Origin of the sequence: Mesorhizobium sp. M0244 (assembly GCF_040321795.1) — a bacterium.
Taxonomy (GTDB): Bacteria; Pseudomonadota; Alphaproteobacteria; order Rhizobiales; family Rhizobiaceae; genus Mesorhizobium.
This window is the reverse complement of the sequence record NZ_JAMYSE010000075.1, coordinates 17,637-30,861: the sequence shown is the minus strand read 5'-3', so window position 1 is coordinate 30,861 and position 13,225 is coordinate 17,637. Positions and strand designations below refer to the sequence as shown.

Here is a 13,225-nt window from a genome sequence, read left to right as displayed (position 1 = left end):
CCGGCGGGGGGGGGGGGGGGGGGGCCCAGCGGGCGGGCCTTATTTTGGGGGGGGGGGGGGGATTGGGTTAGGGGTGCCCGCCGGGGGGGCCGCGGGGGGGGGCGGGGGCGCACCCCGCCCCCCCCGCGACGTGGTCTGTTCAGCCTTCGAAATAGCCCGGCTGGTCGATATCGGCGATGAGCCCGGGTCCGCTCGGCTCCCACCTCAGCAGCGCCCGGGTCCGTTCGCTCGAGGTCGGGACATCCATCGCCGCGAACATCGCGAACCAGCCGAAATGGCCGGCCGCTTCTTCCGGGGACTTGGCGACCACGGGTACGTTCAGACGCCGACCGATCACGCTGGCGATGTCCTTGAATGGCACGCCCTCTTCGGCGATCGCGTGATAGCGCCCGCCGCCGGCGCCGTGCTCGAGCGCAAGCCGGTAGACGCGGGCGGCATCGAACCGATGCACTGCGGGCCAGCGGTTGAGCCCTTCGCCGACATAGGCCGACACGCCCTTCCTGCGAGCAAGGTCGATGAGGATCGGAACAAAGCCGTGATCGCCCTGGCCATGGACCGACGGGGGAAGACGGACAACCGATGCGCGCACGCCGCGCGCCGCCAGCGCGGCGGCTGTCGCTTCGGAGGCGCGAGGATACGAGGCGGACGCGGGGACAGGCGCATCTTCCTCGGTCGCGATGCGGCCCCGCGCCTGGAGCGCGGTTCCGGAGGTGACGAGCAGGGGACGCTGGGAGCCTTCGAGTACGCCCCCCAACGCCTCGATGGCGCGCCGGTCCATCTCGCAGTTTTGCGCGAATTTCGAGAAGTCATGGTTGAAGCCAGTATGGATCACTCCATCCGCGACGGCCGCGCCCCTGCGCAGGCTTTCCAAGTCTTCGAGGTCACCTCGATGCACCTCCGCTCCGGTAGCGGCCAGCGACTTGGCCGACGCCTCCGAGCGGGCGAGACCGAGCACCTGATGGCCGGCGCCGATGAGTTCTTGAACGACGGCAGAACCGACGAATCCGGTCGCCCCGGTAACGAAAACACGCATCACGACTTCTCCTTGTTACTCTGACCACGACCATGTTCGCGGTCCGGTGGTGTCGTGATAGGCGCTTGAGAAAATACGATCTATGCGGTAAAGTCCGTATTATCTTTGCAATCGTCCGGGATGACCCATGGATCCCCTTTCAGATGTGCTCTCGCTGCTGAAGCCGCGAAACTATATGTCAGCCGGCTTCGACGCGGGTGGTGAATGGTCGATCCAGTTCCCCGACCAGCAGCAAAGCATCAAGACCGGAGCGGTGGTCTCCGGCCGGTGCTGGCTGTCGGTGGAGGGCGTTGCCGACGCAGTGCGCCTGGGAACGGGGGACTGCTTCCTGCTGCCGAGCGGACGGCCTTTCCGTCTTGCAAGCGACATGAGCTTGACGCCTGTTGAAGCCGTCAAGATTTTTCCGCCAGCGCGGGCCGGCGGTGTCGTGATCCACAATGGCGGCGGTGATTTCTTTCTTGTCAGCAGCCGCTTCGCGCTTGGTGGCAACCATGCCGGCATCCTGTTGCGGATGCTGCCAGCCATTGTGCATATCCGCAAAGAGTCGGACCAGTCGGCGCTTCGCTGGTCTGTGGAGCGGATGATGCAGGAACTGCGCGAGCCGCAGCCGGGTGGCTTTCTGGTGATTCAGCATCTCGCCCACATGATGCTGGTTCAGGCGCTGCGGCTGCATCTTTCGGAAGGACTGAGAGGCGGCGTCGGCTGGCTCTTTGCCTTGGCGGACAAACAGATGGGCGCGGCGATCAGCGCCATGCATGACGATCCGGCGCATGGCTGGACATTGCAGGAGTTGGCGGAACGGGCCGGCATGTCGCGATCGACCTTTGCGCTCAGATTCAAGGAGACGGTCGGCGCTTCGCCCATGGACTATTTGACGCGCTGGCGAATGTTGCTGGCCGGGGACAGGCTGGCGAATTCCAGCGATCCCGTGTCCGTCATTGCGCTGTCGCTCGGCTATGAATCCGAAAGCGCCTTCAGCACAGCCTTCAAGCGGGTCATGAACTGTTCGCCGCGGCAATATGGCCGTGGCCGGGCTCCGGCCTTCGCGTCACGTAACGGGGCGGAAGCTGCCTGAGCCGATCGGCTTGAGCGTGTCGCGGATGTAAGCGGTTGGAGGGCTCGCCGTCTCACCGGAATTTAACCGCATTGGTGCAGCATGGCGCCGGTGCTACTAACGCTTCGATTCCAGATCCCTTTTCAACGGTTGCCATTCCATGAGCCAGAGATCCTGCCTTTCCATCATCCTCGCCGCAGGCGAAGGCACGCGCATGAAGAGTGCCGTGCCGAAAGTGCTGCACCAAATCGCCGGCCTGCCGATGGTCGCCCATGTCGTGAAGGCGGCCGAAGCCGCCGGCAGCGGCGATCTGGCGCTGGTGATCGGCCATGGCGGCGACGAGATGCGCAAGGCGGCACTCAAGTTCGCGCCGAAGGCCGAGGCTTTCGTCCAGGAAAAACGTCTCGGCACCGCGCACGCCGTGCTTGCCGCACGCGCAGCAATATCAAAGGGTTATGACGACATTCTGGTGATGTTCGGCGACACGCCGCTGATTGATCCGGAGGCACTCGCCGCAGCGCGGCTGAAGCTGGCGGAAGGTGCGGCTGTCGTCGTGGTAGGCTTCCGCACAGAAAATCCTTCCGGCTATGGCCGGCTGATCGAAAAGGTCGGCAAGCTCGTGGCCATCCGCGAGGAGAAGGACTGCTCGGACGAGGAGAAGAAAATCACCTTCTGCAATGGCGGGCTGATGGCGGTCGCCGGCAGGCACGCGCTGAAGTTGCTCGATGCGGTCGGCAGCAAGAACGCCAAGGGCGAGTATTATCTCACCGACATCGTCGAGATCGCCGCTGCGCAGGGACTTGATGTCGTCGCCACCGAAGCCAGTTTCGACAACGCGCTCGGCATCAACAACCGTGCCGAGCTTGCCCAGGCGGAAGGTATCTGGCAGGCGCGTCGACGGCATGAAGCGATGCTTTCCGGGGTGACACTGATTGCGCCTGAAACTGTGTTCTTCTCGTACGACACCGAGATCGGCGCCGATACGATCGTCGAACCGAATGTCTGGTTCGGGCCGGGCGTGAAAATCGCCACGGGCGCCAAGATCCATGCCTTCAGCCATATCGAAGGCGCCACCATCGCGTCGAATTGCGATGTCGGGCCGTTCGCGCGGCTGCGGCCCGGGGCCGATCTGAGAAACAAGTCCAAGGTCGGCAATTTCTGCGAGGTCAAGCAGGCGATCGTCGAGGAGGGCGCCAAGGTCAACCACCTGACCTATATCGGCGATGCCCGCATCGGCGCGGGCGCCAATATCGGCGCCGGCACCATCACCTGCAACTATGACGGCTATTCGAAATTCTTCACCGATATTGGCGAAGGCGCGTTCATTGGCTCGAACTCCTCGCTGGTGGCGCCGGTGTCGATCGGCAAGGGCGGCTACATCGCCTCGGGCAGCGTCATCACCGAAAGCGTGCCCGACGATGCGTTGGCCTTCGGCCGCGCCCGACAGCGGACTCTGCCCGGCAAGGGCAAGGAGTTGCGCGAACGGTTCGCTTCGGCCGCGGCGGCCCGCAAAAAAGGCTAGCCTAACGGAACTCGGCGACAAGCTCGATTTCGCCAACGATTGCATCGTTGAAGGCGGGCAGGTCTTCGGCCGAGATCCAGTATTCCAGATGCGCCCTGCTGCCGGCATGCTGGACACTGTAACGGTCCAGAAAGCTGCGACGCACCTCGAAACGCGTCACGAAACTGATCCGCTCGCAGGCACATTCCAGTCGCGGGCGATCTGGGTGGCATAGGCCTCGCTCGTTACCGGATAGAAGATCGGCTGATCGGCAAGTCGAGGGGAAAGGCGCGCATCCCTGACTTCTGGATCAACTCCAGTTCGTGCGGCCCAACCGGACGCCATAGCGTCACCGTGTCAATTCGTTCGTTTCATGATCGCATCATGTCTTTGACCGATTTCAGGGGCCGTTGAGGCGAGATAGCATACATGCGCGAAGAATCTGAGCAATTGCGATAACCGGATTGCAAGAGCGTTCTGTCATGGTGCATCTGTGCAGGACCGTTCCGGCTGATACCGGACGAAATGCAATGTGATTTTTCGCGGCAGCCCGGCAGTCTCTAAATAGCGCCGGGTTTGAAGTCGGAGTCGGGGGCAAGCGCCATGTGCGGTATCGTTGGAATTGTCGGTAACTCGCCGGTCGCGCCGCTCATCGTCGATGCGCTGAAACGGCTCGAATATCGCGGCTATGACTCGGCCGGCGTCGCCACGATCGAGCACGGCAAGCTTGACCGTCGCCGTGCCGAAGGCAAGCTGGTCAATCTCGAGCGCCGGCTGAAGGACGAACCGCTCGACGGCATGATCGGCATCGGCCACACGCGCTGGGCCACGCATGGCGTGCCGAACGAGACCAATGCGCATCCGCATTTTTCCGACGGCGTCGCCATCGTCCACAATGGCATCATCGAGAATTTCGCCGAATTGCGTGGCGAATTGATGCGCGACGGCTACAGCTTCTCGTCGCAGACCGACACCGAGGTCGTCGCGCATCTGGTGGCGCGCGAACTGGCCAAGGGGCTGAAGCCGGTCGAGGCCGCACATCAGGCGCTGAAGCGGCTGGAAGGCGCCTTTGCGCTCGCCATCATGTTCAAGGGCGACGAGGATCTGATCGTCGGCGCGCGCAACGGCCCGCCACTGGCCGTCGGCCATGGCGACGGCCAGATGTTCCTTGGCTCCGACGCCATCGCGCTTGCCCCGTTCACCAATTCGATCACCTATCTGGAAGACGGCGACTGGGCGGTGGTGCGCCGCAACGAAGTCGGCATCTTTGACATGGACGGCAACAAGGTCGACCGCAAGCGCCAGCAATCGCTCAGCACCAGCTTCATGGTCGATAAGGGCAACCGGCGCCATTTCATGGAAAAGGAAATCCATGAGCAGCCGGAAGTGATCTCGCACACGCTGGCGCATTATGTCGATTTCGTCGGCGGCGTGTCGAAGCCGCTCGACCTGCCGTTCGATTTCGCCAAGATCGACCGGCTGGCGATTTCCGCCTGCGGCACCGCTTATCTGGCCGGGCTGATCAGCAAATACTGGTTCGAGCGCTATGCGCGGCTGCCGGTCGACATCGATGTCGCCTCGGAGTTCCGTTACCGCGAGATGCCGCTGTCGAAGACAGACGCCGCCTTCTTCATCTCGCAATCGGGCGAGACCGCGGACACGCTGGCCTCGCTGCGCTACTGCCGCAAGGCCGGCATGAAGATCGGCGCGGTGGTCAATGTGCGCGAATCGACCATGGCGCGTGAATCCGACGTCATCCTGCCGACATTGGCCGGCCCGGAAATCGGCGTCGCCTCGACCAAGGCGTTCACCTGTCAGCTTTCCGTGCTGGCCTCGCTGGCGGTGCGGGCGGGCGTGGCGCGCGGAACGATTTCGCGTGAGCAGGAGAAGACCCTGGTGCGGGAGCTGTCCGAAGCGCCGCGTTATGCCAACCAGGTGCTGAAGCTCGACGGGCAGATCGAAAAGATCGCGCGCGACCTTTCGCACTACAAAAACGTGCTTTATCTCGGTCGTGACACCAATTTTCCGCTGGCCATGGAAGGCGCGCTGAAGCTCAAGGAAATTTCCTATATCCACGCCGAAGGCTATGCCGCCGGCGAGTTGAAACACGGCCCGATCGCGCTGATCGACGAGAACATGCCTGTCATCGTCATCGCCCCGCATGACCGCATCTTTGAAAAGACCGTGTCGAACATGCAGGAGGTCGCGGCACGCGGCGGCAAGATCATCCTGATCACCGACAGCAAGGGCGCCGCACACGCCACGGTCAAGACGATGGAGACGATCGTTTTGCCGGACGTGCCGGAAATCATCTCGCCGATCATCTACGCGCTGCCGATCCAGATGCTCGCCTATTTCACCGCTGTGTTCATGGGCACGGACGTCGACCAGCCGCGCAATCTGGCGAAATCGGTGACGGTGGAGTAAGTTTCGCCCTCAAGTTGAGTGGCTGGGCTGACATGGCATTGAGACTCGTACGTCCAATTCACCCCGGAGAGTTCCTGCGCGAGGAATATCTCGTCCCGCTTGGTATGAGTGCCGGTGCGCTGGCGAAGAAGCTCAATCTTCCGCTACCCGTATCGAACGCATTGCCAAGGAAGAGATCGGCCTGACTCCTGATACCGCGCTTCGCCTCGCCAGGTTCTTCAACACCACGCCGGAATTCTGGATGAATTTTCAGCAGGCTTATGAACTTGAAACCGAGGCGAAGAAACTCGCACCGGAGCTCGAGAAGATCGAACCGCTGGAAGCCACGGCATAGTTGATCTTTTAAAAACTTCGCCATTCCAAAGCGCCTTCGGGTTCAGTAGTGTCGCGTTGCAAACACACGCTGCGGTGAACCATGTCCGATGCTCTCAAGACCTCAGGCATGACCCGGCTGAGAAACTATTTCCTGACCGGCTTCGTCGTCTGCGCGCCATTGGCGATCACCGCCTACATTGCCTGGTCGCTTATCGGCTGGGTCGATTCCTGGGTGAAACCCTATATTCCGGCACGTTACAATCCTGACACCTATCTGCCGTTTCCGGTTCCGGGTTTTGGGCTGATCGTCGCCCTGATCCTCATCACCTTCATCGGTTTCCTGACCGCCAATATCGTCGGCCGCGCCATCGTCAATTTCGGCGAGCGCCTGCTTGGCCGCATGCCGCTGGTGCGCGGCATATACGGTTCGCTGAAGCAGATTTTCGAGACGGTGCTATCGAACAAGGGCGACATGTTCCGCCAGGTCGGGTTGGTCGAATATCCGCGCAAGGGGGTCTGGTCGCTGGTCTTCGTCGCCAGCGAGAAGGAAACCGAGATCAATCAGAAGCTCGACCAGAAAGGCGATCCGCTGATTGCCGTGTTCATGCCGTGTACGCCCAACCCGACCACGGGCTTTCTGATGTATGTGCCGAAATCTGACATCGTGCTGCTCGACATGACGATTGAGGACGGAGCCAAGCTGATCGTGTCGGCCGGCCTGGTGGCGCCGGCGGTCAAAATGGTGACGGTGAACGGTGAGCAGATCCACGGCGCGCTTGCCAATCCGCCGCTCGACACCATGCCTCAGCCGGCGCGCAGGAGCCGCACGGCCTCGTCGCGGCCAAACAGATAGAGCAGCAGGCGCAACGCCGTGCCGCGTTCGGATTGCAGTTCCGGATCGCGCGACAGGATCAGCCGCGCATCGTCGCGGGCGGCTTCGAGCAGGTCGGCATGCGCCTCGATGCGCGCCACCTGGAAGCCCGGCGTGCCGGATTGGCGGGTGCCGAGCAACTCGCCTTCGCCGCGCAGCTTCAGATCCTCTTCGGCTATGCGGAAGCCGTCCTCGGTCTCGCGCATCACCGACAACCGGCGTTTTGCCGTCTCGCCAAGCGGGTCCTTGTAGAGCAGCACGCACGACGATGGCTTGTCGCCGCGCCCGACCCGGCCGCGCAATTGGTGCAGCTGGGCAAGGCCAAAACGCTCGGCATGCTCGATGACCATGATCGTCGCGTCCGGCACATCGACGCCGACCTCGATGACGGTGGTGGCGATCAGGATGCGCGTATCACCCTGCTTGAAGGCGCGCATCGCCTCGTCCTTGTCGGCGCCTTTAATGCGGCCATGCACCAGGCCGATCCGATCACCGAACAGCGGCTTCAGCGAGACAAAACGGTCCTCGGCCGACATCAGCTTGATTTCCTCGGATTCCTCGACCAGCGGACAGATCCAGTAGATTTTCTGGCCGTCGGCGACGGCGTCGAGCATGCGGCCGATCAGCTCGTCGAGCCGTTCGAGCGGCAAAGTGACGGTGCGGATCGGCTGGCGGCCGGCCGGCTTTTCCGTCAGCTTGGACACGTCCATGTCGCCGAAGGCGGTCAGCACCAGCGTCCGCGGTATCGGCGTTGCCGTCATCACCAGCATGTCGGGCGCATCGCCCTTGGCGGTGATGGCAAGGCGCTGGTGGACGCCGAAACGGTGCTGCTCGTCGACGACGGCGAACACGAGGTCATGGAACGTCACCGTTTCTTGGAACAGCGCATGGGTGCCGACGACGATGTCGATGTCGCCATTGGCCAGGCCGGTCAGCGTGTCGGCGCGCTCGCGGCCCTTTTCGCGGCCGGTGAGGATGGCGATGCGCAAGCCGGCCCTTTCCGCCAAAGGGGTGATGGTTGCGAGATGCTGGCGCGCCAGGATTTCGGTCGGCGCCATCAATGCCGCCTGGCCGCCGGCCTCGACGGCACGCGCCATGGCGAGCAGCGCGACCACCGTCTTGCCGGCGCCGACATCGCCCTGCAAGAGACGCAGCATGCGTTCAGGGTCGCCGAGATCGGCGTTGATTTCGGCAAGCGCCATTTCCTGCGACACCGTCAGCGAATAGGGGAGCGCGGCGCGCACCCTGTCGACGATGCGGCCGTCGCCGACGAGTGGCCGGCCCGATAAGCGGCGGACCTTGGCCCGGACCAGCGCCAGCGACACCTGGCCTGCCAAAAACTCGTCATAGGCAAGGCGTCGCCACGCTGCGCCGTCGACGGAGACGTCGATCGGGTCGGCCGGGTTATGGATGCGAGTGAGCGCATCGCCGAAGGCAGGAAAGGTGTGGCGGCGCAGGAACTCGCCGTCCTGCCATTCGGGCAGCACCGGCAAGCGTGCGAGCGCCTGGCCGATAGCCCGGCGCAGCACCTTGCCCGATAGCCCGGCGGTCAGCGGATAGACCGGCTCGACCAGCGGCAGGTTTTCCGCGTCGCCGGCAAGTGCGATGTGATCGGGATGAACCATGGTCGGGCGGCCGTTGAACCATTCCATGCGGCCCGAGACGACGACATGCTCGCCTTCGGGCATTGCCTTTTCGAGATAGGCAGCATGAGCATGGAAGAAGGTCAGCGCGATCTCGCCGGTGTCGTCATGGGCGTAGACCCGGTAAGGCACCGATCTGTTGCCGCGCGGCGGCGGCTGGTGGCGGTCGATGCGGACGTCGAGCGTGACGATGGCGCCTTCGGCCGAGCCGGCGATGCCCGGCCGGTTGCGGCGGTCGATGACAGTATGCGGCAGCACGAACAAGAGGTCGCCGGCGCGCGCGGCCCGGTCGCCGAGATCGGCCGCCACGACTTTCTCGATCAGCGCACCAACCTTCGGCCCGACGCCGGCAAGCGAGGTGATCGGGACAAACAGCGGATCGAGGAGGGAGGGACGCATGATGTCAGCTTATGTTGCGCCGGCCGTAGCGCAAGGCTGACACCGCCTTCTATCCACGCTATATGCGCCGCCTGGGCAAGGATGTTGCACGATGACCGGAACGACACGATCAAGCGAGGGGCTCGACGCCCGCCGCCGCAAGCTTCTGTTTCGTTCGTGGCACCGCGGCATGCGCGAGATGGACCTGATACTCGGCAGCTTCGCCGATGCCGAGATCGGCGCCTTGACCGGCGACGAAATCGACCAATATGAAAGGCTTCTCGACATTCCCGACACCGAATTCCTGCCCATCGTCACCGGCGAGCGCCCGGTTCCGGCGGATATGGATTGTGCCGTCCTGCAAAAAATCCTGGCCTCGCGCCGGGCCATGACCTTCTGAACAACGTGTAGCCATGAGCCTTATCCCTACGATCGGTCTGCCGAAAGGCCGCGCCGGCCAGTTCATCGTCGATGGCGTCGCCGACGGCTACGAAGCCTTTGCGCTGGTGCAGGCTGCGCACGAGATCGCACCTGACAAGCCGGTGCTGTTCGTGGCGCGCGATGGGCAGCGCCTGCCGGCTATCGTCGAGGCGCTTTCCTTTGCCGCGCCGGGCCTGCCGGTGCTGGAACTGCCGGCCTGGGATTGCCTGCCTTACGACCGCGTCTCGCCCGGCGCCGATGCCGCCGCAAGGCGGCTCGATGCACTGGCCGCAATGATTGCGCTAGCGAAGAAGCCGCACCGTGCAGTCGTCCTCACCACCGCGAATGCATTGCTTCAGCGCATTCCGCCAGCGGAACTCGTCGAGGCGCAGACCTTCCACGCCAAGCCCGGCAACCAGATCGACATGAACGTACTGGTGTCGCGGCTGGAGACTTCCGGCTTCGAGCGGGTGCCGACGGTGCGCGGCATCGGCGAATTTGCGGTGCGCGGCGGCATTCTCGACCTCTTCGCGCCCGGCTGGACGGAGGCGCTGCGCCTCGACTTTTTCGGTGATACGCTGGAATCGATCCGCGTCTTCGACACCGCAACGCAGCGCAGCACCGGCCAACGCAAATCGATGGCGCTGCAGGCGATGAGCGAGGTGGCGCTGACGCCCGGAACCATCAGCCGCTTCCGCCGCGCCTACATCGAAGCCTTTGGCGCACCCTCCCGCGACGATGGGCTCTATGCGGCGGTCAGCGAGGGCAGGCGGTTTGCCGGCATGGAGCACTGGCTGCCGTTCTTCTATGAGCGGCTGGAAACCGTGTTCGACTATCTGCCCGACGCGCCCGTGGTGTTTGATCATCTGGCGCATGAGGCACTGGCCGAACGCCATACGCTGATCCTAGACCACTACGAAGCGCGCAAGAAGCAGGCCGACGGCGCCTTGAAGGACGCGGTGCCGTACAAGCCGGTGCCGCCGGATCTGCTCTATCTGTCGCCCGAGAACCTGATCGCCTCGCTTGGCCCGCGCGAAGCGATCGACTTCACGTCCTTCGACGCGCCGGATGCAGGCGCGAAAAAGGTGTTCCATGCCGGTTCGCGCCATGGCCGGAGCTTCGTCGAGGAACGCGCCGATCCTAACGCCAACGTCTTCGACGTTGTCGTAAAACACATCGCCGACGAGCGTGCCGCCCGCCGCCGCGTCATCGTCGCCGGCTGGACCGAAGGCTCGCTCGACCGGCTCGGCCAGATCCTGGCCGAGCATCACCTTGGCAACCTGAAGCCGGTGGCGACGCTTGCCGAAGCCGAAAGGCTCGAGCCTGGACAGGCCGGATTGGCCGTGCTGCCGCTCGAATCCGGCTTCGAGACCGAAAAACTGGTCGTCGTCGCCGAGCAGGACATTCTCGGCGACCGGCTGATCCGTCGCTCGAAGCGCAAGAAGCGCGCTTCCGACTTCATCGCCGAGGCTTCGGCGTTGTCGGCCGGCGACATCGTCGTCCATGCCGATCACGGCATTGGCCGCTTCATCGGGCTGCGCACCATCGAGGCGGTCGGTGCGCCGCATGATTGCCTCGAAATCCACTATGCCGGCGACGACCGGCTGTTCCTGCCGGTGGAAAACATCGAGCTGCTGTCGCGCTATGGCTCGGATTCGGCCGAAGCGACGCTCGACAAGCTTGGCGGCGGCGCCTGGCAATCGCGCAAGGCGCGGCTGAAGAAGCGCCTGCTCGACATGGCCGGGCAGCTGATCCGCATCGCCGCCGAGCGGCAGATGCGGGCCGCACCGGCGCTGGTGCCGGCGGAAGGCCTCTATGGCGAGTTTGCGGCGCGTTTTCCCTATGAGGAGACCGACGACCAGCAGATGGCGATCGACTCGGTGATGGATGATCTGGGCGCCGGAAAGCCGATGGACCGGCTGATCTGCGGCGATGTCGGCTTCGGCAAGACCGAAGTTGCACTTCGCGCCGCCTTCATTGGGGCGATGGAAGGCTTTCAGGTGGCCATAGTGGTGCCGACGACATTGCTATCGCGCCAGCATTTCAAGACCTTCTCGCAGCGCTTCTCCGGCCTGCCGATCCGCGTCGCCCAGGCCTCGCGGCTGGTCGGCGCCAAGGAACTGGCGGAGACCAAGAAGGGCATCGCCGAAGGCCAGGTCGACATCGTCGTCGGCACGCATGCACTGCTCGGCTCCTCGATCTCGTTCAAGAATCTTGGCCTGCTGATCATCGACGAGGAGCAGCACTTCGGCGTCAAGCACAAGGAGCGGCTGAAGGATCTGAAGACCGACGTCCACGTTCTGACTTTGTCGGCAACGCCGATCCCGCGAACGCTGCAGCTTGCCTTGACCGGCGTGCGCGAGCTGTCGCTGATCGCCACGCCGCCGGTCGACCGTATGGCGGTGCGCACCTTCATCTCGCCCTTCGATCCGCTGGTCATCCGCGAGACGTTGCTGCGCGAGCGCTACCGTGGCGGCCATTCCTTCTATGTCGTGCCGCGCATCAGCGATCTCGCGGAAATCCATGATTTCCTGCGCGAATCGGTGCCCGAACTGAAATTGGCGGTGGCCCATGGCCAGATGCCGCCCGGTGAACTCGACGACATCATGAACGCTTTCTATGACGGCCAATATGATGTGCTGTTGTCGACCACCATCGTCGAATCCGGCCTCGATATACCGACTGCCAACACGCTGATTGTGCATCGCGCCGACATGTTCGGCCTGTCGCAGCTCTATCAGTTGCGTGGCCGCGTCGGCCGTTCGAAGGTGCGCGCCTATGCGCTGTTCACGCTGCCTGCCAACCGCAAGCTAACCGATACAGCCGAGCGTCGGCTGAAGGTGCTGCAATCGCTCGATACGCTCGGCGCCGGTTTCCAGCTGGCCAGCCACGACCTCGATATCCGCGGCGCCGGCAATCTGCTTGGCGAAGAGCAGTCGGGCCACATCAAGGAGGTCGGCTTCGAACTCTACCAGCAGATGCTGGAGGAGGCGGTGGCCGAAGTGAAGGATTCCGGCGAGGTGCAGGACGGCGGCTGGTCGCCGCAGATCGCCGTCGGCACGGCGGTGATGATCCCGGAAAGCTATGTCCCGGACCTGCAGCTCAGGCTGGCGCTCTATCGCCGCCTCGGCGATCTGGAAAACACCGAGGAGATTGACGCTTTCGGCGCCGAGTTGATCGACCGGTTCGGGACGCTGCCGGAAGAGGTAAAACACTTATTGAAGATCGTCTTCATCAAGGCGCTTTGCCGCAAGGCCAATGTCGAAAAACTCGATGCTGGGCCGAAAGGCGTCGTCATCCATTTCCGCAAGCGGGAATTCCCCAATCCGGTCGGGCTGGTCAAGCTCATCGGCGAACAGGGTTCGCTAGCCAAGATCCGGCCGGACCAGAGCGTCCTCTTCAGCCGCGACTGGCCAACGCCGGAAAAGCGGCTGGCGGGGTCAGCGGTTGTCATGACGCAGCTGGCACGGCTGGTGGAGAAGGCTGCGTAGCACTTGGCTTGCGCTTTGCGGCGAAGGCTGCCGCTAATAGTTCTATGTTGAAAGGAAACAGTAACCGACGCGCAAAAAATTGGGAACTCTCC

8 protein-coding genes and 2 pseudogenes are annotated in these 13,225 nt (G+C 63.4%); 7 read left to right on the top strand and 3 right to left on the bottom strand.

Going from position 1 to position 13,225, the window contains the following annotated elements:
* Positions 1 to 139: 139 nt before the first annotated feature.
* Positions 140 to 1,033 (bottom strand): SDR family oxidoreductase, encoded by an 894-nt coding sequence (locus NKJ08_RS29600; protein ID WP_352531060.1) that lies wholly within the window; start codon positions 1,031 to 1,033, stop codon positions 140 to 142.
* Between the two features lie 127 nt (positions 1,034 to 1,160).
* On the opposite strand from NKJ08_RS29600, the gene NKJ08_RS29595 reads away from it, so the two are divergent.
* On the top strand, positions 1,161 to 2,108 hold the full coding sequence (locus NKJ08_RS29595; protein ID WP_352531014.1) for an AraC family transcriptional regulator: 948 nt from the start codon (positions 1,161 to 1,163) through the stop codon (positions 2,106 to 2,108).
* 139 nt (positions 2,109 to 2,247) lie between these two features.
* Positions 2,248 to 3,609, top strand: coding sequence for a bifunctional UDP-N-acetylglucosamine diphosphorylase/glucosamine-1-phosphate N-acetyltransferase GlmU (glmU, locus tag NKJ08_RS29590; RefSeq protein ID WP_352531016.1), 1,362 nt, complete (start codon positions 2,248 to 2,250; stop codon positions 3,607 to 3,609).
* Position 3,610: 1 nt separating this feature from the next.
* Here the strand turns inward: glmU and NKJ08_RS29585 are convergent.
* Positions 3,611 to 3,902: pseudogene (locus NKJ08_RS29585) on the bottom strand (hypothetical protein).
* A gap of 289 nt (positions 3,903 to 4,191) precedes the next feature.
* Here NKJ08_RS29585 and glmS point away from each other — a divergent pair.
* The 3 genes and pseudogenes from glmS (at position 4,192) to NKJ08_RS29570 (ending at position 7,183) form a co-directional block, all read left to right on the top strand.
* The gene (glmS, locus tag NKJ08_RS29580) at positions 4,192 to 6,015 is read left to right on the top strand and encodes a glutamine--fructose-6-phosphate transaminase (isomerizing) (RefSeq protein WP_352531018.1); all 1,824 of its coding nucleotides are present in this window, start codon (positions 4,192 to 4,194) and stop codon (positions 6,013 to 6,015) included.
* Positions 6,016 to 6,047: 32 nt separating this feature from the next.
* A pseudogene (locus NKJ08_RS29575) lies at positions 6,048 to 6,349 on the top strand (HigA family addiction module antitoxin).
* 81 nt (positions 6,350 to 6,430) lie between these two features.
* A complete protein-coding gene (locus NKJ08_RS29570) occupies positions 6,431 to 7,183 on the top strand; it encodes a DUF502 domain-containing protein (RefSeq protein ID WP_352531020.1) in 753 nt (250 codons plus the stop codon).
* Here the strand turns inward: NKJ08_RS29570 and recG are convergent.
* The gene (gene recG / locus NKJ08_RS29565; RefSeq protein WP_352531022.1) at positions 7,135 to 9,243 is read right to left on the bottom strand and encodes an ATP-dependent DNA helicase RecG; all 2,109 of its coding nucleotides are present in this window, start codon (positions 9,241 to 9,243) and stop codon (positions 7,135 to 7,137) included. The genes NKJ08_RS29570 and recG overlap by 49 nt on opposite strands.
* A gap of 91 nt (positions 9,244 to 9,334) precedes the next feature.
* Between recG and NKJ08_RS29560 the strand changes: the two genes are divergently transcribed.
* Together NKJ08_RS29560 and mfd are read left to right on the top strand one after the other, a co-directional pair.
* A complete protein-coding gene (locus tag NKJ08_RS29560; protein ID WP_352531024.1) occupies positions 9,335 to 9,622 on the top strand; it encodes a succinate dehydrogenase assembly factor 2 in 288 nt (95 codons plus the stop codon).
* A 13-nt stretch (positions 9,623 to 9,635) separates the two neighbouring features.
* A complete protein-coding gene (mfd, locus tag NKJ08_RS29555) occupies positions 9,636 to 13,133 on the top strand; it encodes a transcription-repair coupling factor (RefSeq protein ID WP_352531026.1) in 3,498 nt (1,165 codons plus the stop codon).
* Positions 13,134 to 13,225: the final 92 nt, after the last annotated feature.